Origin of the sequence: Aquabacterium sp., assembly GCF_049317225.1 — a bacterium.
Lineage (GTDB): Bacteria > Pseudomonadota > Gammaproteobacteria > Burkholderiales > Burkholderiaceae_C > Aquabacterium.
Genome location: NZ_JBMOIR010000009.1, coordinates 1 through 23,127 on the forward strand (window position 1 = coordinate 1; position 23,127 = coordinate 23,127).

The window sequence follows — 23,127 nt, forward strand, 5'->3', positions numbered from 1 at the left end:
CGGCGAATCACCCGGGGATATTTTTGCTTGACAGATGGGGAAGCCCTTGTAGCCCAGGTTAACCGGCGCCGGAGTGCGAAGCGCGTAGGGCACCAACACTGGCCATGAAAATGGCGAAGCCATGGCCAGTGTTGGCGTCCGCGTTGAACCGACAGTTAGCCATACATGCGAAAACTATTGCGTAGTCATGGCGCCGAATTTGTGTGGCGCACAGTAGGTGGATGCTCTATTATGCGATGCATTGGGTGGCGCTCCACAAATTTGTCTGTGGCTTGCCTGGGGAATAATATTAGATCGGAGAGTTTATAAGTTAGTAAAATTTCAACGAATGCAGTCATTTGGTAGATTTTGTCTTCCTCTATTGAGTATTCGTTTGCGTGAATTATGTCATTCCGCAATTTGCATATATTTGCCAAATCCCTTTTTCCCAATGCCCAGTCTTTTCTTCGGCTTTCCGAAATGCTGCTTAGGAAATCTGATAGGCATTTCTCTGTGTTGTATTTCGAGCCATTTGCTCTTTCTATCTGCCTCAAAAAAGATCGTACGTTCTTTGGGTCATTAAAATATTTAACTAGAAATGGCTCGCTTCGATTCATGAGGCTTATTAATCGTTCGCTATCCAAAAAATGGGCCTTTTTGTGAGTTAACTTCTCTAGCAGCCTAAAGTAGCCGAGTAGTCGTTCCTCAATGTTATCTAGTTGCCGGTATTTTTCGTACTTATCGAAGACCTCCCGCTCCGGGAAGTCATTGGAGAAATATTTTGAGAATATCGGTTGCCATGGGTTGCCCCCATCAGTGGGGTCCATGATGTTGTATGGTGCAAGAATGGTGGATTCTTCTTGTATTTTGTGCGGCCAGTGAATTGATTTGCATGTGCTGAATCTCGCATACCCTGTTGAGGCGTAATGAAATTTGACGGTGTCAACACATGGCCGTAGACCAAAAACAAAAGATAGCAGCGAAATTAATTTTTTTGTTTCCCTGGTCGCCTCTTCGATGGTTTTGGTCGACTCGAACACTAACTCCAGGCTTGGTGCAAATGTCATTTCTGACTTGAATTCAGGTAGAGAATAGCCTTTTTTGATTTTGTAAATTGCGGCGATTGCGCCTTGATTTTCTAGTGGAAGTAGGAATTCTTGGTCCGCTTCAAAAGCTGCTCCGAAGCTTCCTATAATGGAGTCTTGCTTTGCCGTTCGTCCGATCCATTGGCCTATCTGTTTTGATGCTATTTCTATTGCGGCAACGTTCCTTGGGAAGGTCGTGCCATAGCCGCCTCGTGTTAAGTAAATTTCCTGTGCTTTGTATTCTGCTTTAAATGCGACGGTTGATTTATTGGCGCTGTTTAGAAAGTGACTGGACCAGCGTTGAAGTTGAAGGTTGCGCAATAAAAATGACTCGCGCAATGTGTCGCATTGGAGTTCATCTTTTTTGTACCCATCAAAATCGAAGCTTCTGTCGTCACTGTTTTCGCCGTGGATTACAAGAGCTATTAAGCTATCCTGTATAGATAGTTCGCCAATGAAATCATGTCCGTTTTGACGCACTCTGACATCTATCAAGTGGCTATTTCCAGCCTGGAGTGATGTAATTTCTCTATCCATGCTAAGTTTTTGTATGGCTAACGCCCAAGTTCAGGGGCGCCCGCGTGGCATGGCCGAAGCGCGCAGTGGTGGAGGCGTCCCCTGCAACGACCAGTTAGGCTGGCGCCAGTAGCAGAGCCGATGCGAGGCCAGTGAGCCCGCACACGAGGCGCCAGCCTGGTGTGCGCGATGAGCCGTAGCGGCAGCTTCCGAGATGAACCGTGCCATCACGCCTCCCTTTGCGTATGGCGTCAGCCATGCGCTGACGAATGCCTCAATCTAACGCAGCTTCAACCTGCGCGACAGAGCTGGCCGCACACCAACTTGGTGGCAAGAACGAATGTGCGACTGCCGCCGAGGAGGCGGCTCGTGTGGCCTTGGCAGGCGGCGTGTTCCGCGAGGGCCTAACTGAGATTGGGCTGTTGGCTTGCACTCGATGTTTGAGTTGGCGTACTGCAAACCGGCTCTTCCAATTCAAGTGTTCATTCGGTCGTGATGCCTGCCGCACCGATTTTGAATGCGACGTCCTTTCCGGTTGCTGGGTCGGAGAGTGTCACGCCAGTCTTTATGGCACGAAGATGCTCTGGGTTTGTTCTCTCTGCTGCAAACTGGAACAAGTTTGGAAGCGCTCGTTGCATAAGCAACTCATGTGACTCTTCTGGACAGTACAAAATGATGCCGATTGAGCGAGCCTTGTTCTTCCGCTCATCGACAAACGCCAGAAGTTCGTTCAGTAGCTTGTCGAACTGCTGATTTAGTTGGTCGCGGCGCTCAATTTTCATGATGACCATTAGCTGCCAGAGGTCCGTGCCCTCAACGGACCCTTGCTTGGCGACGAAAGTCGGTTTGAGCGTGTATGGGTTCGAGGTCGCTTCGGCCCCCATTAAGCTAGTACAGGTTGAGAAAGCGAGTACTGCGGCAAGGAGTGCTCGCCTTGGAATTTTTGTCATGGTCTCTTTCTTGTGTGATCTGCCGAATTGCTAAGCACTTGTTTGAAACGGCCTAACTTTGTTTTAGGCGACAAAAATGTCGCATTACATTGTCGTCTAACCATGCTTGTAACACGACGTTCTGACTGCTAGAACCCTCCTAAGTGGGCGTTCTGTAAGCTGTTTCTTTATGGATACTGTGTTTGCATACAGCATTAACACAAGTCCATGACCACGACACCTGTTACACCTCGCTTGAAGCTGTTGGATCAGCTTCGTGAGCAGATCCGTTACCGGCATTACAGCCTCCGTACCGAAGAGGCATATGTCTACTGGGTGCGCGCTTACGTTCGGTGGGCGGGCATGAAACATCCCAAGTCATTGGGGGGGCGAGATGTCGAAGCATTTCTCGCGCACTTGGCTTCCGAGCGGCAACTCTCGGCATCCACCCACCGGCAAGCCTTGAGTGCTTTGCTATTTCTGTACAAAGAGGTCATCGGGGTGGACCTGCCGTGGATGAAAGAGATTGGTCGCCCCGTTCGCAAAACTCGGCTGCCGGCAGTGTTCTCAGTGGATGAGGTTCAGCGTCTGCTGTCTTTCATTGATGGGGAAACCGGTCTGCTGGCCCGGATGCTTTATGGCACGGGCATGCGCTTGTGCGAAGGCCTGCGTCTGCGGGTCAAGGATGTGGACCTGGAAAAGCGCCTGATTTACGTCCGGGGTGGAAAGGGCGACAAGGATCGCGTGGTGATGCTGCCTCGGTCACTGGAAGTGGCGCTGAAGGAACAATTGGCCCGCGCGCATCAGCAATGGAAAGCAGATCAGGCGCAGGGCTGCAGCGGAGTGGAGTTACCGCACGCCCTGGAGCGAAAATACCCACGGGCGGGGGCCTCGTGGGCTTGGTTCTGGGTATTTCCCGCAAATGGTTTGTCGACCGATCCACGCAGTGGCGTGATTCGGCGTCATCATTTGCATGAGCGTCGCATGCAGCGCGACATGAAATCCGCCATTGAAAAGGCTGATATTGCCAAGTCGGCATCGGTGCATACATTGCGCCATTCCTTTGCGACGCACGTTTTGCAGTCAGGCGTCGATCTTCGAACCGTGCAGTCTTTGCTGGGTCATACCGATGTCAGCACGACCATGATTTACACCCATGTTTTGGCACAGCACAGTGCATCAACGGTCAGTCCGCTCGACAGGCTGTTGATGCCTGTGTGAGTTCAGTCAATTGACAAATCCAGCCGTAACCGGCTTTCAAAATGGCGTTCCTGCCCGGTGATGGGGTCGGTAAAGGCCAGGGTTTTGGCCAGCAATTGCAGAGGGCGACTGAAATCCGGCGGTACATCGGGCGGCAGGGCCGGCAACAGTTCCGGGTAAATCTGGTCGTTCAGAATCGGAATGCCCAAGGCATTCATGTGTGCGCGCAGTTGGTGCTTTTGCCCGGTCACGGGCTTCAGTCGGTAATGCCCCACGCCGTCGCGCTGGCTGAGCAATTCGACGGCGGTTTCGGCATTGGGTTCGCCGGGCACTTCGTGCATGGCCATGAAGCGCTCGCTTTCTGCCAGTCGGCTGCGGCGTACCAAGGGCAGGGCGAGGTCGGCGCGCACGGGCGCAATGGCCTCATACACCTTGCGCACCACCTTGTCGCTGAACATGCGTTGGTAGGCGTTGCGGGTGTGCGGCTGAATGGTGAAGGCCACCAAGCCAGCGGTTTCGCGGTCAATGCGGTGCATGGGCACCAGCGTGTCGATGCCGGTTTGGCGCTTCAGCCGCACCAGCAAGGTTTCCTTCACATAGCGCCCCTTGGGGGTGACGGGCAGAAAGTGCGGCTTGTCGGCCACCAGCAGGTAGTCGTCTTGAAAGACGATGCCTTCTTGAAATGGCACGGGGTGTTCAAACGGCAGGGCACGCCAGTAAAACACCTTGGTGTGGGGTCGGTAGGGCGCGTCAGCGGGCAAGGGCTCGCCTTGGGCACTCAGCACATCGCCCCGGTCCATGCGTTGCTGCCAGTCGGCCCGGCTGACCACGGCGATGCGGTCAGCCAGAAAGTCCAGCACCGTGGGCCAGGGGCCATGGGGCAGGGCGACACAGCTGGGGCTGACACCGTCGCGCATGGGCGGTGTGTACGCAGGTGTGGAACGCGACATGAACAGCAAACAGGCGAGGGTGGATCAGCCGCTTAGCTTAACAAGTCGAACAGGGTGCGCGCGACCACCTTGGTGGCTTTGCGCAGGTCTTCCAGCACCAGGTGCTCGTCGGCCCGCTTGGCGTTGGATTCAAACACCGTGCGGGGGCCCGCACCGTAAATCACGGCGGGGATACCTTGCGCACAGTACAGGCGCACGTCGGTGTAAAGCGGGGTGCCGCTGGTGGGAATGGGCTCGCCAAAAATGGCCTCACCGTGCTTTTGCAGGGCCTGCACCAAGGGGGCATTGCCGGGCAGGGGTTTGAGGGAGTGGGCCAGCAGCAGTCGCTTGATGTCGACACGGATGCCGGGGAAGGTGGCAGCGGCCTCGGTGATGACGCGGCGGATGTCGGCTTCCACCTCGGCGGCGTTTTCTTCGGGGATCATGCGGCGGTCGAGCTTGAAGATGACCTTGCCCGGCACGACGTTGGTGTTGGTGCCGCCTTCGATGCGGCCCACGTTCAGGTAGGGGTGCTTGATGCCCGGCACCTGCGAGGTGATGCCTTTGTACAGCGTGTTTTGGGCGTACAGCGCTTGCAAGATGGTGACGGCGCCTTGCAGGGCGTCGATCCCGGTGTGCGGAATGGCGGCATGGGCCATTTGGCCGTGCACGGTCACTTCCATTTGCAGGCAGCCGTTGTGGGCGGTGACCACCTCGTAGCTGAAGCCGGCGGCCATGAGCAGGTCAGGCTTGGTCAGGCCTTGGCGCAGCAGCCAGCCTGGGCCCAGTTCGCCGCCAAATTCTTCGTCGTAGGTGAAGTGCAACTCGACCGCGCCATGGAGGGCTGGGGCGTTGGGCCCGGCCAGCAAGGATTCGAGGGCGCGCAGGGCAAAGCTGTAGGTGGCAAAGTCGCTTTTGCTGACGGCAGCGGCGCGGCCGTAGAGCTTGCCGTCTTCAATTTCGCCGCCATAGGGCTTGTGGGTCCAGCCTTCACCGGGGGGGACGACATCACCGTGGGCATTGAGGGCCACGGTGCGGCCCCCATCACCCAGCTTGCGGCGCACGATGAGGTTGGTGAGGCTTTGCAGGCCGTAGTCGCGCACGTCGGCTTCGGGTACGGCATGGCGCTCGGCGGTCCAACCGAAGGTGCTCAGCAGTTCGGCGGTGCGCTCGGCGTGCGGTGCGTTGTTGCCGGGCGGGGTGTCGGTGGGCACCTGCACCAGCGCTTGCAGAAAACGCACTTCTTCATCGAAGTGCTGGTCCACCCAGCGGTCGAGGGCGTCGTACAAATTGGGTGTGGTGCTCACAGGTTCTCCAGCAGGTGCATGAAGGCGTCGACGCAGAGTTGGGCGTCGTCGTTGGTGATGGTTTCCAGCGGGTTGTGGCTGATACCGTCGTTGCCGCCACGCACAAACAGCATGGCTTGCGGCAGGATCTGGTGCAGTTTCATGGCGTCGTGGCCGGCCCCGCTGGGCAGTTTGTAAACCGGCAGACCCAGGCTGCTGACGGCAGCCTCCCAGCGTTGTTGCCAGAGGGCGTCGGAGGGGGCCGCTGCGGCCACCATGGTCTGGGTGAGGTGGATGTCAACACCGCGGCGTTCGGCCACGGTCGTGGTGAAGGTTTGCACATCGGCCGCCAAGGCGTCGCGTTGTGCATCGGTGGGGGCGCGCAGGTCGAGCGTGAACTGGCAGCGCCTCGGCACCACATTGATTGACCCTTGGGGCACGTGCAGCACGCCCACGGTGCCTACCGAGGGGCCGTCGGGGGCGTGGGCGTCGTCTCGGGCGCGGCGTTCGGTCATCAGGGCGATTTCGGCCACGGCCAGGGCCGCGTCGTGGCGCATGGGCATGGGGGTGGTGCCCGCATGGCAGGCCACGCCGATGGCTTCGCCGCTGAAACGCACACTGCCGTTGATGCCGGTGACCACGCCCAAGGGCAGGTCGAGGGCGTTGAGCACGGGGCCCTGCTCGATGTGGACTTCGACAAAGCCCAGGTAGCGCTGTGGCTGGCGGGCCAGGGCGCGAATGTCATCCAGGTTGGCGCTCAAGCCCGCATCCAGCATGGCCTGGCGCACGCTGATGCCCTGGGTATCGACCACGTCCAGCCATTCGGGTTGGAAGTCGCCCACGAGGGCGCTGGAGCCCAGGAAGGTGGCAGGGAAGCGTTGCCCTTCTTCTTCCGCAAACGCCACCACTTCGATACCGTAGCGCAGGCGCTTGCCGGCTTTGAACAAGGCTTGCACGCAGGCCATGGGCACGAAGATGCCGAGTCGTCCGTCGTAGCGACCGCCATTGCGCACGGTGTCGTAGTGCGAGCCGGTCAACAGTCGGGTGGCGTTGGCATCGGTGCCGTGGTACACGCCGACCACATTGCCCACCGCGTCGAGCTTCACTTCGTCAAAGCCGCACACGCGCATCCAGATCTGCAACTGGGTGGCAGCAGATTGATGCTCGGGCGTCAGGTAGGTGAGGGTGAGGGGTGGTGCGCCATCCAGTCCGTTGTCTCCGGTGCCTTCGGTGTGGGCGGCGAGGGCCTCGGCCCAGTCCAGAATCTGGTTGCCGTCGGTGGGGACAACGCCAAACTTGTCGTTCAGGCGAATTTCAGCAATGCGATGGATGTTGCGCAGGCACTCGGCACGCTCGGTATCGGCGCTGTGGCGCAGGCGGCGTGCAAAGGTGTTGATGATGTGCTGACGCGTCAGCCCGGTGCCACGCGAACCCCGCACAGCCAGGATGAAGGGCCAGCCGAACTTGGCGTTGTAGTCGGCATTGAGTTGCTGCAGGCGCGCGAATTCGTCTGGGCTGCAGTGGGTCAGGCCGGCCTGGCTTTGCTCGTTGGTGGATTCGGCCGTGAGTTCGCCGGCCACGGCTGCCTTGCCTGCCAACTCGGGGTGGGCACGGATGAGGCCGAGTTGCTGTGCCACGCTGGCTTCGCGCACGGTTTGGGCCAGCGCGTGCTTGAGGTGCGCCAGGCTGGCAAAGGGCCGCTTGGCCCAAGTGGCCTCGGCGATCCAGGGCGAGTGTTCGTAGATGCCGTCGAGCAACTGGGTGAAGGCCGCTTGGTTGGCTTCATTGAGTTGAGCCAGCGAGAGGGTGGGGATGACGACCATGGGGCCTCGTGTGCGATGCGGGGTGGTCAGCGGGCGGGCTGATAGGGGTGAACGGCTTGCCAGTGGCGGGCGATGTCGAGGCGCCGACACACCCAGACCTTGTCATGGCTGGCAACGTGATCCAGAAAGCGCTGGAAGGCACGGAAGCGGCCGGGGCGCCCCAGCAGACGGCAGTGCATGCCCACGCTCATCATCTTGGGGGCGTTGTCGCCTGCGGGGTCACCTTCTGCGTAGAGCAGGTCGAAGGTGTCCTTCAGGTAGGTGAAGAAGTCTTCACCCTGCGAGTAGCCCTGTGGCAGCGAAAAACGCATGTCGTTGACGTCGAGCGTATAGGGCACGACCAGATGCGGCACCACCTGGCCATCGGTGCGTTGCACCTCGGTCCAGAAGGGCAGGTCGTCGCCGTAATAGTCGCTGTCATAGGCAAAGCCGCCGTAGTCGGCCACCAGTCGACGGGTGTTGGGACTGTCTCGCCCGGTGTACCAGCCCAAGGCACGTTGCCCGGTCAGCTCTTCGATGATTTGCATGCCGATGCGCATGTGCTCGCGCTCGGTGGCTTCATCGAGGTTTTGGTAGTGGATCCAACGCCAGCCGTGGCAGGCAATTTCGTGGCCCAGGTCAACGAAGGCCTTTGTCAGCTCGGGGTGGCGCTGCAAAGCCATGCTGACGCCAAAAACGGTCAGCGGCCAGCCACGCTTTTCAAATTCACGCAGGATGCGCCACACGCCCACACGTGAGCCGTATTCGTAAATCGACTCCATGCTCAGGTGCCGGTCGGGGTAAGACGCCGGGTTGAACATTTCGCTCAAAAACTGCTCGCTGCCTGCATCGCCGTGCAGCACGGAGTTTTCGCCGCCCTCTTCGTAGTTCAGCACGAACTGCACGGCAATGCGCGCGCCATCGGGCCATTGCGCGTGGGGCGGGCGGGCGCCGTAACCAACGAGGTCGCGGGGGTAGGGGGCTGGGGGCTGCATGGGCATGATGGGGCGGTTAGCGGGCAGCGCGGGCGTGCGCGGTGCGACGGTGTTCGGTCAACTGCTTCTCGACCGTGTCCAGGTGTTCATTGAGCAGCTTGACGGCCAAGTCGGCATCCTTGGCCTCGATGGCAGAAAGGATGTCCACGTGTTCGGCATTCGAGGTTTCGGCATCGTCCGCCGACTGGTACATCAACGAGATCAGCGAGCAGCGGGACACCAGTTCCTGCATCAGGTCGACCAGAACCTGGTTGCCCAGCACCTGTGCCATCTTCACGTGGAAGTCAAACAGCAACTTGGTGCGCGTGGGCACGTCAATGCGTGTGACCGCATCGCGTTCTTCGGCAATGTGAGCCTTGAGCTGCTTGATGTCGGCGGGGCGAATGCGTTGCACCAACTCACGCAGCATCTGGCCTTCGACCATGCGGCGCACGGCAAAAACCTCACGCGCCTCTTGCATGGACGGAGCCGCCACGAAGGCCCCCCGGGCGGGCTCCAGCTTGACCAGCTTCAGCTCGGACAAGCGGAAGAGCGCTTGCCGCACGATGGTGCGCGATACCCCGAAGCGGTCGCCCAAGCTTTGCTCCACCAATTTGGTGCCGGGTTCCAGTCGGTGCTCCACGATGGCACGTGTGACCGCCAGCACGATCTGTTCGGTGCTGGAGGTGTCGTCGCTGCCCACAATGGGCTCGGCCGGGATGGCATCCGCGTCCACTTTGCGCAAGCGTTTGCTGGCGCGGGGGCTTGTCTCTTTGTTGGCAGGCGTCTTGCGTGCTTCACTCATCATGGTTAAAGTGTATACACTTTTGAAATGTCGATGCAAGCATCGTTGTGACAGGTTGACTCCATGACGCTACCCGATCCCCAACACGCCGCTGCCGCCGGGCGTTTGACTACCCATGTGCTGGACACCGTGCACGGCACTCCTGCAGCCCGGATGGCTGTGTCGTTGTACGTGCGAGAAGTGTCGCCCGAAGACGGCTGTTCCGAAGGTCGCTGGCTGCTGTTGCGCAGCGTGCTGACCAATGAGGATGGCCGTGTAGACGGGCCCATGTTGGCGGGTGAAGACTTCAAACCGGGTTGCTATCGACTGGTGTTTGATGTGGAAGGCTATTTCCGTGCCAAGGGCATGGATTTGCCGAACCCCGCGTTTCTGGGCAAGGTCTCGATTGATTTCGGGTTGGCTGATCCGCAGTCGCACTACCACGTGCCCTTGCTGGTGAGCCCTTGGGCGTACTCGACCTACCGTGGCAGTTGAAGGTAGCGATGATGGATTTTTCTCCTTTGTTTGGATACGCACTCGACTGGGCCAACTTGCTGTTGCGTTGGGTGCACGTGATCGTGGCGATTGCCTGGATTGGCTCGTCGTTTTACTTCGTGTGGCTGGACAACAGCCTGACGCCACCCACCGACCCCAAGCTGAAAGAGCAGGGCGTGGGGGGCGAGTTGTGGGCGGTGCACGGTGGTGGTTTCTACAACCCGCAAAAGTATCTGGGTGCCCCCAAGCAGTTGCCCGCACACCTGCACTGGTTTTACTGGGAAAGCTATTCCACCTGGTTGACCGGCTTTGGTCTGTTCACGGTGCTGTACCTGTTCAATGCGGGCACCTTCCTGATCGACAAGACGGTGTACGACTGGTCGCCCCTGGTCGCGGTGCATGCTGCGTTGGGCTTTTTGGTGGGCTTCTGGTTGATTTATGACCTGCTGTGCCGCACCGTGGGGCGCATGCCCGGCAAGGATGGCTTGTTGGGCGCACTGGTGTTTGGCGTGGTGGTGGCAGCCAGTTGGCTGGCCTGCCAGTTGTTTGCGGGTCGTGCAGCCTTCCTGCTGGTGGGGGCCATGATGGCCACGGTCATGAGCGCCAACGTGTTCTTCTGGATCATTCCGGGGCAGCGCAAGGTGGTGGCCGCCATGAAGGCTGGCGAGCCGGTGGACCCCGTGCATGGCCAGCGCGGCAAGCAGCGCAGTGTGCACAACACCTATTTCACGCTGCCTGTGTTGTTTGCGATGTTGAGCAACCATTACGGCTGGGCCTACAGCCACGCGCACAACTGGCTGGTGCTGGTGCTGATCATGCTGGCGGGTGCTTTGATTCGCCAGTTCTTTGTGGCGCGCCATAAGACCGACGTGGCTGGCAAACCGGCCCCATGGGGCTGGGCTGTGGCCGGTGTGGCGGTGTTGCTGGGTGTGGCGGTGTGGCTGGCCCCTGCACCGATGAAAAAGGATGCAGTCGCGACCACGACCGAAACAACTCAGCAGCTGACGGCCAAGGCGCAAGCCATCATCGGGCAGCGTTGCGTGATGTGCCACAACGAGCAAATTGCCAACAAGGGGGTCCGCCTGGACTCACCGGAAGCCGTCGCCACGCGTGCGCAGGCCATCTACCAGCAGGTGGTGGCCTTGCGAGCCATGCCCCTGAATAACGCTACCCAGATCACGGAAGACGAACGTGCCACGCTGGGCCGCTGGTATCAGGCGATCTCGGCAGCCGCACCCACCCCTTGATCGCAGTGCTGCGTTTTTAAGCAATCTAGGGTTCCCCATAGGGGAAAACCAGATTGCCCCAACCTTGCCAACAAGGTTGTCCACAGGAAATGGGGACAAGTGGATAAGTAGACCGGGGCTCAGGGCGTCCAGGTCTGGATGCGGACACAGCCCTTGCCGGCTCGCTTGGCCAAGTACATGGTCTCGTCTGCAGCATCGAGCAACGCATCTGGCGACTCGGTGTTTTGCAGTGCCGGGCCTGCACACAGCACCACGCCAATGCTGGCTGACACCTGCACCAGCGCTCCGGCGGACGTCAGGGTGACGGGCTGTGCAATGGCGTTCAGCAAACGGTTGGCAACCAGTTCGGCACCCGCAGTATCGATCACACCGCTCATCACGCCGATGAATTCATCGCCCCCCACGCGTGCCAGGGTGTCCCCCTCACGCAAGACATCGTTCATTCGGGCACTGAGCGTGCGTAGCAACTCGTCACCAGCCTGGTGCCCGTACATGTCGTTGACGGGCTTGAACCCATCCAGATCGGCAAACAGCACGGCCACACCGCTGTCGGCCCGTCGTGCTTGCGACAGCGCCTGCTTAAGACGGTCTTGCAGCAAGTTGCGGTTGGGCAGACCCGTCAGTCGGTCGTGATACGCCGAGTATTGCAACTCTTCAATCAGGCGCTTTTGCAGACTGATGTCTGAGAACACCGCGATGTGGTGCGTGATCATGCCCTGGGCATCTCGCACCAGCGACATCGAGATGCGTTCGGGGTACACGTGCCCTGACTTGTGGCGGTTCCACACTTCGCCGTGCCAGGTATCGTGCTTGTGCAGATGCGCCCACAGGGCTTGGTAAAACGCCTTGTCGTGCTGGCCTGAACTCAAGATGCGAGGGCTCTGGCCCATCACCTCGTCGGGCGTGTAGCCCGTGATTTGTGTGAACGCCGGATTGACTTGCACGATGCGGTTGTCGCAATCGGTGATCATGATGCCGTCATGGCTTTGGCGGAACACGGTGTGGCTGAGGATGCGCTCTTCCTCTTGCCGCTTCTGCGTGCTCACATCCAGGTGCATGCCCGTGATGAGTTCTGGCTCGTTTGTGCCCCGCTCGCGCTGGATGACCATGCCGATGGTGTGAATCCAGGTCCAGTGACCGTCCTTGTGCTTCATCCGAAACACAGCGTCGTAATGGGGGGTCTCGCCAGCAAAGTGGAGTCGCATTTGCTGGCGGGCACTCGGTACGTCGTCCGGGTGCGTCAGCGCCACCCATTTTTCAAAGGACAGCGGCTCAATTTCGGCGCGACTGTAGCCCAACATGGTGGCCCAGCGTTCACTGAACTGCACTTCACCGGTCTTGCGGTTCCATTCCCATGTGCCAGCATGGGTGCTGCTGATGATGTTGTTCAGTCGCTTGTGCTCCTGATCCAGCTCGCCCAATGTTCTTTCAAGGGTGATGCTGGCACGGTGCAGCCGTTGGTTGTGCCATGCGCCTCTCAGAATCAGGGCCACCATCAAGCCCAGCGACAGCAACGCAAAAGCAAACGTCCAACTGTGCTGTGAGGCGAAATCGGCCAAGCTGAGTTGCGGCACCACCTCGAAGGGTGGCATGCGCAACAGCCGCATGGTGTTTTCCACATCCGAGTAGTCGGCCGGGATGGTGAACCCGTAAATGCCGGCGGCTTTGGCTGCGGCGTCACTCGGCTCCATGGCGAGCAGTGCAGCCGTCACATGGCGACTGATGTCTGGCGGCACGTGAGGCAGGGCCACCATCGGCCATTCGGGGTACAGCTTGGTCGACAAGGCGAATGGAAAACCAGGCTCCGTGCGCGATGCGATCACTTCCAGTTGGCTGGTGTCGAACGCATGCCGAACGGTTTTGGACTCGAGCACGCCGGTGCGCAAGAAGCCCGCATCAGCCTTGCCAGCCAGAACGGCCGCCACCACATTGTCTTGGGGTTGCCCCAGTTCCTTGAACCGAATGCGGTCCAGCGAAACCTTGTGTTCCTGCAGCAAGGCTGCTTGCGCGGTGTAGGCCCCCATTGATTGCGCGCGGGGGATGGCCACGGTTTTCTGCTCCAGATCAGCCAGAGTCTGGATGTCGGTGCGGTCGCGGCGTTTCACGATGACGCCCCCAAACATGGCCACAGCCTGGCCGTTTTCCAGAGACTGCTGCGTGGCAATCGCGCCCGACAAACGGTTGCCCGAGCGCAGCATGATGTAGTGGGCCGGATTGGTGAACACCAGATCCAGCTCGCTCTTGGCAATGGCCTCCTGCATCTGATCCTGCGTCAGAAAGCGCACGATCACCTGCGGTCCGTGCAGCCTGTCTTGCAAATAGGTGCCGAGGGGTGTCCACGTGGCCTCCATGACCGGAATCGGCCGGTAGGCAAATACGCCAATCACCAACTTGTCAGGCCCTGCCGCATGTACCGGCGACCACCACATCAGCCAGATCAGGCAGAGGGTGCGCACGATGTTGCGGAGCAGCGCCATGTGGTGTCCTGTCAGCTTGCCGACTTCAGCATCGAAGCCAATTCGCCACCCGGCATGGGGCGAGCGAAGTGATAGCCCTGTACTTCATCACATTCACACAAACCCAGTTGTGCGGTGACCAGTTCAGATTCAACCCCTTCAGCCACTGCGCGCAGATTGAGTGTGTGAGCCATTTGAATGATGGCGCGCACAATGGCCGCATCGTTGGCATCGGTCGCCATCTCTCGCACGAATGACTGATCAATCTTCAGACGATCAATGTTGAACTTCTTCAGGTACGCCAGGCTGGAGTAACCCGTTCCGAAGTCGTCGATCGACAGTTTGACACCCAAGGACTTCAGGCGCTCGAACAGGCCAATCATGTTGTCGGTGTCATGCACCAGTACCGACTCGGTCAATTCCAGCTCAAGCCACTGTGGCGCCAGACCACTGGTTTCCAGCGCGCGACGAACCGACGCTTCCAGCTTGCCACTTCGGAACTGAACCGCCGAAACGTTGACGGCCACCGTCACAGGCGGCAAGCCACTGTCTTGCCAAGCCTTGGCCTGGCGGCAGGCTTCTTCCAGCACCCAGTCGCCAATGTCCACGATCAGACCGGTCTGTTCGGCGATGTCAATGAAGCGAATGGGCGAGAGCAGGCCGTCGGTCGGGTGCTGCCAGCGGATCAGAGCCTCGGCCCCTGAAATCTGGCGCGTGCGCAGATCAATCTGTGGCTGGTAATGCAGCACAAACTCACGATTGGCGATGGCCTGACGCAAGCCTTGTGCAATGCGCAGGTGCTCCAGACCATCGGTGTTGAGTTGCTCGGTGAAGAATCGGTAGGTGTTGCGGCCGGCTTCCTTGGCGTTGTCCAGCGCCTTGGTCGCGGCCTGCAGCAACTTGCCGCCGTCTTCGGCGTCGTCCGGGTAGATGGCCACACCAATCGAGCACGACAGCGACAACGTTTTGTCGTCTAGCTGAATCGGGGCCCGCACTTGCTCCAGCAACCCCATGGCGGTAGAGGTCACCGTTTCCATGTCCTGCACGTCGGTTAGCGCAATCAGAAACTCATCACCACTTTGGCGGCAGATCGCGTTGCCCTCTGACACCGACTGGCTCAGGCGTTGGGCAATCTGGGTCAGCAGCTGGTCACCGGCGGCGTGCCCCAATGAATCATTGAGCAGCTTGAAATTGTCGACGTTCAGTGCCAGCAGACCCACCTTGGTGCTGGCCCGCGAGGCATAGCTCAAGGCGTTGTCCAGCCGATCTTGAAACAACACCCGGTTGGGCAGGCCAGTCAGTACGTCGTGCGAAGACAGGTATTGAATCGTCGCCTCAGCGTTTTTCTTGTCGCTCAGGTCGCTGAAGATGCCGATGTAATGGGTCGTGTGGTTGGCCTGATCATTGACGGCAGAAATCGACAACCACTCCGGGAACACTTCCCCGTTCTTGCGTCGGTTCCAGATCTCGCCGTGCCAGTGACCGAAGGTCCGGATGCTGTGCCACATGGCCGTGTAGAACGACGGGTCATGGTGGCCAGATGACAAGAAGCTGGGGTTGCGGCCAATCAGTTCATCCTGCGTGTAGCCAAAAACCTTGGAAAACGCACGGTTGATCAGCAGGATCTTGCCCTGCGCATCGGTGACGATGAACCCCTCTTCGCTGCCTTCCATGACCTTCTGGAACAGGCGCATGGACGACTGCGTCTTGTGACGGTCGAGCACGATGCCGATGATCGACGCACCGATCTCAAGGATGCGCTTGTGAAATTCGGTCGGGGCACGGTGCTCGAAGCTTGACAGAGCAAACGTACCGACGATTTGCCGCTCGGCCGAGTAAATGGGCACCGACCAGCATGCACAGAGGTTGAAGTCGTAAGCCAGTTGCCGCAAATCCTGCCAACGTGGGTCGGTGAAGGTGTTGCTGACGTACTGCGGGGCCTTTTGGTAGACGACATTGCCGCACGAGCCAGCGCCAGGACCTGGGCGCAGGCCATTCAATCGGGCATGACCTTCGTCCGGAATGCTCGGCGCTGCGTAGACATTCAGGGCCTCATGGGCGCTGTCGAGCAGCATCACCGATCCGACAGAGTTGGGCAGGAGTTGCTCTTCGAGGTTGCAAACCCGATTGATCACGTCCAGATGATCGTCACCTCGCGCCACCGATTCCAGAATGGCTTGCTGCAGATGAAGAATCTGCTCCTGTTCGTACTTCGATAGCTGGGAGCTGTACTCGTCAAGGGCGGCAGGGACGGTCGAACAACTCGGCGGCATGGCTTTCGCGTCTGATAAAAGTCGCCATGTTAGGGGCGGGATCTCCGACCATTTCTCTGGCAAGCGACTGGTTTGACCTAGATTAAGGATTGCGGAAGGACACCACACTCGTGCCTTCCCTAGTTGGCGATCAGTATCGCCACATTTCATGGGGGTAACCCGGTACAACAGCGCCTGTTTTGCGGGGGAGTTCACGGAATCCGGATAGGATTGCACCGTTTGTTGCTGGCCTGTCGTATGCGTCCTGTTCCTTCTATCTCACTGGTTGTCCCTGCGTACAACGAATCCAAGAACCTGCCCCACGTGGTGCCGGGCATGGTGTCTGCGCTTCGTGCCTTGTCTGACCGGGTCGAGGTGGTCCTGGTGGACGACGGCAGCCGAGACAACACGGTCGAAGTGATCGATGCGCTGTCACGCCAGCATCCCGAGGTGGTGGGTGTGAAGCTGAGCCGCAACTTTGGCAAGGAAGCTGCCATCACCGCAGGCTTGCATGAAGCCCGTGGCGAAGTGGTCGCGATCATGGACGCGGATGGCCAGCACCCAGTGTCCCTGCTGAGCAAGATGCTGACGTTGTGGCGCGAAGGCAATGATGTGGTGTATGCCGTGCGCACAACGCGCGATGACCAAAGCCGCTTCCAGGCGTTTCTGACAAAGGGCTTCTATCGGCTGATCAACTCTGGCAGTCGCTTGACCATTCCTGAAAACGCCGGCGACTTCCGTTTGATGGGGCGTCAGGTGGTGGATGCCTTGAATGCCTTGCCCGAGCGGCATCGCTTCATGAAGGGCCTGTATGCGTGGGTGGGCTTCACCAGCACGGCCATTGACTACCAGCCTCAGGAACGCATTGAAGGGAAGTCTCGCTTTGGCTATGCCGGGGCGATGTCTCTGGCGGCGACCGGACTGATTGCGTTTTCCAGCAAACCACTGCGGACCTTGGGCGTGCTGGGCATCTTGATGTCCATGTTGGCCTTTGCCTTTGGCATGTGGACCGTGCTGGAGCACTTCATTTATGGGACCAAGGTGCCGGGCTACGCCACCATCGTGGTGTGCATGGCCTTTTTCAGCGGTATCCAGCTGATTGGCCTTGGCGTCATGGCCGAGTACATCAGCCGTATCTACGACGAGTCGAAGGGGCGTCCGCTCTTCCTTGTCCATCGCCGCATGGGCACGGGCCTGTCACGCGTGGAAGACAGTCAGCCTGACACTCGCGCATGAACGCGGGTCACTTCTGGTTTCTGGTCACTGGGGCCAGCGCCGCGCTCACGCACATGGCGGTGTTTGCACTGGTCACGCGCCTGTGGCCAGCCTTGATGCCCGAGTTGGCCAACGCTGTGGGTTTTGTGGTGGCGTTTTGCGTGAGCTTCGTTGGCCACCGCTGGTTCAGCTTCAAGGGCACCAGCACCCCGTTGTTGACCAGCCTGGTTCGCTTTGCGGCCACCGCATTGGCGGGTTTTGTCTGCAACGAGGTGGTGTTCAGCGCACTGGTTCGATTGGCCGATTGGCCATCGTGGCTGGCCTTATTTGTGGCGCTGGTCGTGGCAGCCGGCCAAACCTTTGTGCTCGGCCGCTTCTGGGCGTTCAAGCGCTGAGCCATACAAGGACCAGACGCGTCCTTGCTGCTTCAGGCGCCAGCCGGCGGGTGCCGGCGTCGAATTGGGCTGCACCAGCCACTGGCCTGCCTGGTTCACGGCTGCGTCCAAGGCCGTGGGTTGCTGCAGATACTGTTGCGCGCGCGGATCGAAATCCACCCCTTCAAAAATCTCGCGGCGCCAGTCGTCACCAGCTGTCTTGCGGATGGTGGCCCAGTCCTGGATCAGGATGAACGGCTCCTGAATCTGCGCGTAATAGGGCAGGTCGTACGGGTAGCCTCCGGACACATGGATTTTGTCGCCCGGCTGCCAGGCGCATGCCAAGGCCGAGGCAATGTCTTGTGAACTCTTGCGCTCGGTGTAGCGGGTGCCTGCAACATGGGTTGCCAGGGCCAGCGCGATGGCCAGTACGCTCAATGAGGCAAACGCTTTGGGGCTCCAGCGCTTGTGGCCCCATGCACGCTCATAGCCTACGGCAGCGAGCACGGCCAGCGGTGGCATCACCGGCAGGGCATAGCCAATCAGCTTGGATTTGGGGATCGAGAAGAAGGTGAGGATGGCCACCAGCCAGATCGCGCACAGCAGCAACCAGTTGCGCGACAGCACTGGCGCGCCATCGGGTTCTTGCGGGCGGGTGCTACCCGGTTTGAGCGCCTGATAGACCGCGAAGAAGGCCCAGGGGCACAGCATGCCCAGTAAACCCACCCAATAGAACCACCAGGGGTGGACATTGTTGAAAGTGGTGCCGGTGAAGCGTTGAAACTGCTGTGTGCCGAACAGGTAGTTCAGCATGCCGGGCGACGACTTTTCCGCCAAGGCAAACCATGGCACGACGATGGCGCCGAAAATCAACAGGCCACGCAACCAGGGCAGGGTGAGCAGTTTGTGCACCTGGCGGGTCCAGATCAGCCAGATCAACAAGACCAGGCCGGGCAGCGCCAGGCCAATCAGGCCCTTGGTCATGATGCCCAGACCGCAGGCCGCATAGCCTGCGAGCGCCCAGCCTGTGTGAGGACGCTCTCGCCCCTCAAAGGCCCAGGCAAAGCACCAGATGGCGGTGCTGATCCAACTGGCCACCACCATGTCGTGGTTGACGTATTGTCCGCCTACCAGAAATGCCAGACTGGTGCCGAGCATCAGGCTGGCGCGGCGCGCCAGATTCACCCCGGCGATGCGTTGCACCATCACATACAGCATGCCCAGCATCAGGCCACCATGCAGCACCGGGGCCAGACGGGCGGTCAGGATGTGGGTGCCGAACAGCGAGATGGTGCTGGCCTCCAGCCAGTACAGATAGGGCGGCTTGTGAAAGAAGGGCGAGCCGTTCAAGCGAGGTGTCAGCCAGTCACCGCTTTGCACCATCCAGCGTCCGATTTCCGCGTAACGGCCTTCATCGGGCAAGCCCAAGGGGCGAATGGCGGCCATCACCAGCAAAAAGACCCACAACAGCAAAGGCAGCAGCCAGGGACGGTCAGCAAAACGGGTGTTCAGGCGCATGGTGCGTCGGTATAAAGGTTGCGGCCACGGCTCAAGACCAAGCCATGGGCGTTCAAGGTTTGCAGGAAATCAGGGCTGGCCAAGTAGGCATGCTCTTGCACGCGTGCGGGGCCAATCGGGTCATCGGGCAGGGCTGCCTTGGCCGGGTGGCACATCAACAAGACCCCACGTTGGGCTTGCTGCAGCCACTGGTGCATGTGCTGGGCATACAGCCCTTCGGCCACGTCAAAGCCATAAATGCCGGACAGTGCCGGGGCGCACGGGATGCCCGCCTGAGCGGCCTCTCGAACCAGCGGGGCCGCCCCCCACAGGGCAATGATGCGTGATTTGAGCGAGGCGTATCCTGCCTGGGCACGACTCAGGCGCAGGTAAGGCCGTTGGTGCGCGTCGTACCGCTGGCTCAGCACGTCCAGCAGCACCTGGCGGATGCCCGCAAACTGATGGATGTGCTGGTGCCCATCCACATGGTCGGGCGGGGCTTGCCACACGTCTTCAAAGAGACCGAGTTGCCGGTCGATGATTTGTCGCACCTGGTCGGCCTTCATGCCGCCCAGTGCCGCCTTGAGCATAGTCTGTCCCAGCGGCAAGCCGTGTCCGGCCTGAATGGCAAAGGGGCTGGTCCAGTCGAGGTGCAGGCCCACGTCCATCTCGTCTCGCAAGGGCACGAGCAGCGCCGCGTCGGGTGCCCAGCGGGGCGACAAGGTCATGGCGCTGGTGGCGCTCAGTCGTCCGGCATGGGCCAGTTCTGCAATGCCATCGGAGATGGGCGCATTTTCTGCAAAGTCGTCCGCGCACAGCACCACAGGGGTGGTGGCTGGCGATGGTTGGGCAGACGAGGACGAGGCAGGGTGACGCATGCGGCAAGACAAAATGCGCCGCCAGTGTAGGGCAGGAAGGTGGCAGATTTAACGCAGGCTGAGAAGTTGGCCGACGATGGCAATTGCCATGACGGCAGGCTCCTTGCCGGTGATGCCGGGAAGCCCGATGGGGCAGGTCAGACGCGACAGAACGTCCGCGCCGATGCCGGCGTCTTCCAGTCGATGCAGAAAGCGCGCGCGCTTGGTCTGCGAGCCAATCAGTCCGGCATAGGCAAAGTCGCCGCGCCGCAACACGGTAGTGATGATGCGCAGGTCCAGGTCATGGCTGTGGGTGAGCACCAAATGGCAGGCGTTCGGTGGTGCATCGGCCACCTCGTGGGCGGCAGAATCGGTGGGCAACCACTGGATGTGCGGTGGCAGCGCGGCGAGCATCTCAGGCGATGGCAAGCCTGGTTGCTCGCTCGCCAGTCCGGTGTCGTCCAGTCGTTCGTCGATCCAGCGTACCGTGCAGTCGATGTCGGCCAGCAGGCGCACGATGGCTTGCCCCACATGACCGGCACCATGCAACTCCAGATGAAAGCGTGCCGGGGGCAGGGACCATGCTTCCAGGCTGTCCGCCGTGAGGGGGTCAAAGCGCGCGGTGACCACGCCGCCGCAGCACTGGCCCAGACTGGGGCCCAATGCATAGGTGTGGGTCCAGGCTTGGCTAGGCAGATGCCCTTCAGCCTTGGCCAAGGCTTGCCGTGCCAGATCCAGCGCCTGCCATTCCAGATGACCTCCGCCAATTGTGCCCGTTACCTGCTCAGGCGACACCAGCATGCGCGCACCGACCTCACGCGGCGTGGACCCCTGAATGGCATCCACGCTCACGATCAGGGCCGGTCGCCGGTCCTGTAGCCATTGCTGGGCGGTGTGTTGCAGGTGACGTGCCATCAAACTGCTCATGGGCGGAGCCTCTCAGGCGCGGGTGGCTTGCATGGCTTCCACAGCGTCCAGAATGGCTTCGGGCGTGGCTGGCGCATGCAATGTTGGCACGGCGCCGGGGGCACCGAGGCTGGCCACCGCGTCCCGAATGGCAAAGAACACCGAGAAGCCTAGGAGCAAGGGCGGCTCGCCCACCGCTTTGGAGCGGTAGATGGTGTCTTCCGGGTTGCGGTTGGCAAACAGGTTCACACGGAAATCCGGCGGGCAGTCGTTGGCCGTGGGGATCTTGTAGGTGGACGGTGCGTGCGTCATCAGCTTGCCCGTTTGCGGATGCCACCACAGCTCTTCACTGGTCAGCCAACCCATGCCTTGCACGTACGCGCCTTCGACCTGGCCTTTGTCCAGCGCCGGGTTGATGGATTGCCCCACATCGTGCAGCACATCGGCGCGCAGCACACGCGATTCGCCGGTCAGCGTGTCCACCAATACCTCACTGACCGCTGCGCCATAGGCGTAGTAGAAAAAGGGGCGACCCTGCATGGTTTGCCGATCCCAGCTCAGCCCGGGCGTGGCGTAGAAGCCGTCTGACCACAACTGAATGCGGTTCATGTAAGCGTCGCGCACCACGTCTTCAAAGGACAAGGTTTGCTCGCCGGCCTGCACGGCATCGTTGACGATGCGGACTTGATCAGTGGGCAGATTCAGACGCGTGGCGGTGCGGTTGACCAGTCGCTCGTAGATTTGACGTGCAGCATCGGCGGCGGCCTTGCCATTGAGGTCCGAGCCTGTTGAGGCGGCCGTGGCCGATGTGTTGGCGATCTTGCTGGTGTCGGTGGCCGTGACCCGCACGCGCGACAGGCTGATGCCCAGCGTGTGCGCCACCATCTGGGCCACCTTGGTGTTGAGGCCCTGGCCCATTTCGGTGCCGCCGTGGTTGACCAGCACGCTGCCATCGCTGTAGACGTGAACCAGCGCGCCGGCCTGGTTCAGGTGCACCACGTTGAACGAGATGCCGAACTTGACTGGCGTCAGCGCCAGCCCCTTTTTCAGCACCGGGCTGCTGGCATTGAAGTTGGTGATGGCTTCGCGGCGGGCGCGGTAGTCACTGCTGTGCACCAGTTCGTCGATCAGCGGATGCAGCACGTTGTCGCTCACGGTCTGACCGTAGGGCGTCACATTGCGCTCGCCCTCCCCGTACAGGTTGGCCAGGCGGACATCGAGCGGATCTTTGCCCACCTTGCGGGCGACCGCATCCAGGATGTGCTCGATCAGCAGTGCGCCCTGCGGGCCGCCAAACCCACGGAAGGCCGTGTTGCTTTGAGTGTTGGTACGGGCGCAGTAGCCCGTCAAGTCCACATTCGGCAACCAGTAGGCGTTGTCGAAGTGGCAGATGGCCCGGGTCATCACAGGGGCAGACAGATCGGCCGAATGTCCGGCGTTCGACAGCATCTCGACTTTTGCGGCGAGGATGTGGCCATCGGCATCATGCGCCACCTCGTAATCATGCTGAAAGCCATGACGCCGGCCGGTGATGAGGATGTCATCGTCGCGGTCTGGGCGCATTTTCACGGGGCGCTGCAGCAGGTGCGCGCCCAGTGCGGCGATGCAGGCGAACACGGCAGATTGCGATTCCTTGCCGCCAAACCCCCCGCCCATGCGTCGGCAGGTGACTTGCACCTGATGGGCGTGCAAGCCCAGCATGTGCGCCACGGCGTGCTGCATTTCGCTGGGGTGCTGGGTGGAGCTGTGGACCAGCAGGCCATCGCTTTCGCCGGGAATGGCGTAGGCGATGTGGCTTTCCAGATAGAAGTGTTCTTGCCCGCCATTGCGGAAGTGGCCGCGCAGGGTAGACGGAGCCTGTGCCATGGCCTGGGCCACATCACCGCGTTGCAGGTGCATGGGGGGCACGACGTACTGCTGCGCGGCATGGGCTGCATCGGGTGTCAGCAGGGCGGGCAGGGGCTCGATGCGCACGAAGTCCTTCGCGCGGGCGGCGGCCCGGCGAGCCAGTTCGCGCTGTGAAGACAGCACCACAAACAGGGGTTGGCCCACGTAGCGCACGGTGTCGCTGGCCAAAATGGGGTCATCATGAACGAGGGCGCCGCAGTCGTTCAGGCCGGGGATGTCGGCGGCTGTCAGCACGGCCACCACGCCCGGCAGAGCACGTAGCCCCGCCACGTCGATGCTCAACAATCGGCCGTGTGCAACGGGTGACAGCCCGATGGCCGCATGCAGGGTCCCGGCCAGTTCGGGAATGTCGTCAATGTAGGGCGCCTTGCCCGTGACATGCTGTCGGGCCGATTCGTGGGCGTGAGGCTTGCCAGCGTCGGTGTGGGTGTTCATG

At 60.4% G+C, this 23,127-nt stretch carries 18 protein-coding genes; 5 read left to right on the top strand and 13 right to left on the bottom strand.

Going from position 1 to position 23,127, the window contains the following annotated elements:
• Positions 1-185: 185 nt before the first annotated feature.
• Both ACOYNB_RS07850 and ACOYNB_RS07855 read right to left on the bottom strand, forming a co-directional pair.
• A complete protein-coding gene (locus ACOYNB_RS07850; RefSeq protein ID WP_422838550.1) occupies positions 186-1,601 on the bottom strand; it encodes a hypothetical protein in 1,416 nt (471 codons plus the stop codon).
• Positions 1,602-2,062: 461 nt separating this feature from the next.
• Positions 2,063-2,530: a hypothetical protein gene (locus tag ACOYNB_RS07855; RefSeq protein WP_422838551.1), complete on the bottom strand. Its 468-nt coding sequence runs from the start codon at positions 2,528-2,530 to the stop codon at positions 2,063-2,065.
• 207 nt (positions 2,531-2,737) lie between these two features.
• Here ACOYNB_RS07855 and ACOYNB_RS07860 point away from each other — a divergent pair, with 207 nt between their 5' ends.
• Positions 2,738-3,730, top strand: a complete 993-nt coding sequence (locus ACOYNB_RS07860) for an integron integrase (protein ID WP_422838552.1) — start codon at positions 2,738-2,740, stop codon at positions 3,728-3,730.
• Positions 3,731-3,732: 2 nt separating this feature from the next.
• Here the strand turns inward: ACOYNB_RS07860 and ACOYNB_RS07865 are convergent, their stop codons facing one another.
• From ACOYNB_RS07865 to ACOYNB_RS07885, 5 genes are read right to left on the bottom strand one after another with little or no spacing between them, the layout of a single operon-like run.
• Positions 3,733-4,659: a pseudouridine synthase gene (locus ACOYNB_RS07865; protein WP_422838553.1), complete on the bottom strand. Its 927-nt coding sequence runs from the start codon at positions 4,657-4,659 to the stop codon at positions 3,733-3,735.
• Positions 4,660-4,691: 32 nt separating this feature from the next.
• Positions 4,692-5,945 carry a M20 family metallopeptidase gene (locus ACOYNB_RS07870; protein ID WP_422838554.1) on the bottom strand — a complete coding sequence of 418 codons (1,254 nt, stop codon included), beginning with the start codon at positions 5,943-5,945 and terminating at the stop codon, positions 4,692-4,694.
• On the bottom strand, positions 5,942-7,747 hold the full coding sequence (gene uraD / locus ACOYNB_RS07875) for a 2-oxo-4-hydroxy-4-carboxy-5-ureidoimidazoline decarboxylase (RefSeq protein ID WP_422838555.1): 1,806 nt from the start codon (positions 7,745-7,747) through the stop codon (positions 5,942-5,944). The genes ACOYNB_RS07870 and uraD overlap by 4 nt, the downstream gene beginning before the upstream one ends.
• Positions 7,748-7,773: 26 nt before the next feature.
• Positions 7,774-8,727, bottom strand: a complete 954-nt coding sequence (puuE, locus tag ACOYNB_RS07880) for an allantoinase PuuE (RefSeq protein ID WP_422838556.1) — start codon at positions 8,725-8,727, stop codon at positions 7,774-7,776.
• 10 nt (positions 8,728-8,737) lie between these two features.
• Positions 8,738-9,403 (bottom strand): GntR family transcriptional regulator, encoded by a 666-nt coding sequence (locus tag ACOYNB_RS07885; RefSeq protein WP_422838643.1) that lies wholly within the window; start codon positions 9,401-9,403, stop codon positions 8,738-8,740.
• 165 nt (positions 9,404-9,568) lie between these two features.
• Here ACOYNB_RS07885 and uraH point away from each other — a divergent pair, with 165 nt between their 5' ends.
• Both uraH and ACOYNB_RS07895 read left to right on the top strand, forming a co-directional pair.
• Complete coding sequence (gene uraH / locus ACOYNB_RS07890; protein ID WP_422838557.1) at positions 9,569-9,979, top strand: hydroxyisourate hydrolase; 411 nt, start codon at positions 9,569-9,571, stop codon at positions 9,977-9,979.
• An 11-nt stretch (positions 9,980-9,990) separates the two neighbouring features.
• Positions 9,991-11,226, top strand: coding sequence for a urate hydroxylase PuuD (locus ACOYNB_RS07895; protein WP_422838558.1), 1,236 nt, complete (start codon positions 9,991-9,993; stop codon positions 11,224-11,226).
• A gap of 119 nt (positions 11,227-11,345) precedes the next feature.
• On the opposite strand, the gene ACOYNB_RS07900 is transcribed toward ACOYNB_RS07895, so the two are convergent.
• Complete coding sequence (locus ACOYNB_RS07900) at positions 11,346-13,703, bottom strand: PhnD/SsuA/transferrin family substrate-binding protein (RefSeq protein WP_422838559.1); 2,358 nt, start codon at positions 13,701-13,703, stop codon at positions 11,346-11,348.
• An 11-nt stretch (positions 13,704-13,714) separates the two neighbouring features.
• Positions 13,715-15,955, bottom strand: coding sequence for a bifunctional diguanylate cyclase/phosphodiesterase (locus ACOYNB_RS07905; protein WP_422838560.1), 2,241 nt, complete (start codon positions 15,953-15,955; stop codon positions 13,715-13,717).
• Between the two features lie 237 nt (positions 15,956-16,192).
• Between ACOYNB_RS07905 and ACOYNB_RS07910 the strand changes: the two genes are divergently transcribed.
• Both ACOYNB_RS07910 and ACOYNB_RS07915 read left to right on the top strand, forming a co-directional pair.
• On the top strand, positions 16,193-17,170 hold the full coding sequence (locus tag ACOYNB_RS07910) for a glycosyltransferase family 2 protein (RefSeq protein WP_422838561.1): 978 nt from the start codon (positions 16,193-16,195) through the stop codon (positions 17,168-17,170).
• On the top strand, positions 17,167-17,544 hold the full coding sequence (locus ACOYNB_RS07915; RefSeq protein ID WP_422838562.1) for a GtrA family protein: 378 nt from the start codon (positions 17,167-17,169) through the stop codon (positions 17,542-17,544). The genes ACOYNB_RS07910 and ACOYNB_RS07915 overlap by 4 nt, the downstream gene beginning before the upstream one ends.
• On the opposite strand, the gene ACOYNB_RS07920 is transcribed toward ACOYNB_RS07915, so the two are convergent.
• From ACOYNB_RS07920 to xdhB, 4 genes are read right to left on the bottom strand one after another with little or no spacing between them, the layout of a single operon-like run.
• Positions 17,473-19,041 carry an ArnT family glycosyltransferase gene (locus ACOYNB_RS07920; RefSeq protein WP_422838563.1) on the bottom strand — a complete coding sequence of 523 codons (1,569 nt, stop codon included), beginning with the start codon at positions 19,039-19,041 and terminating at the stop codon, positions 17,473-17,475. The two genes, ACOYNB_RS07915 and ACOYNB_RS07920, sit on opposite strands and share 72 nt — an antisense overlap.
• A complete protein-coding gene (locus ACOYNB_RS07925) occupies positions 19,032-19,898 on the bottom strand; it encodes a ChbG/HpnK family deacetylase (RefSeq protein WP_422838564.1) in 867 nt (288 codons plus the stop codon). The genes ACOYNB_RS07920 and ACOYNB_RS07925 overlap by 10 nt, the downstream gene beginning before the upstream one ends.
• A gap of 48 nt (positions 19,899-19,946) precedes the next feature.
• Positions 19,947-20,804 carry a xanthine dehydrogenase accessory protein XdhC gene (gene xdhC / locus ACOYNB_RS07930; RefSeq protein WP_422838565.1) on the bottom strand — a complete coding sequence of 286 codons (858 nt, stop codon included), beginning with the start codon at positions 20,802-20,804 and terminating at the stop codon, positions 19,947-19,949.
• A gap of 12 nt (positions 20,805-20,816) precedes the next feature.
• Complete coding sequence (gene xdhB / locus ACOYNB_RS07935) at positions 20,817-23,126, bottom strand: xanthine dehydrogenase molybdopterin binding subunit (protein ID WP_422838566.1); 2,310 nt, start codon at positions 23,124-23,126, stop codon at positions 20,817-20,819.
• Between the last annotated feature and the right edge of the window lies 1 nt (position 23,127).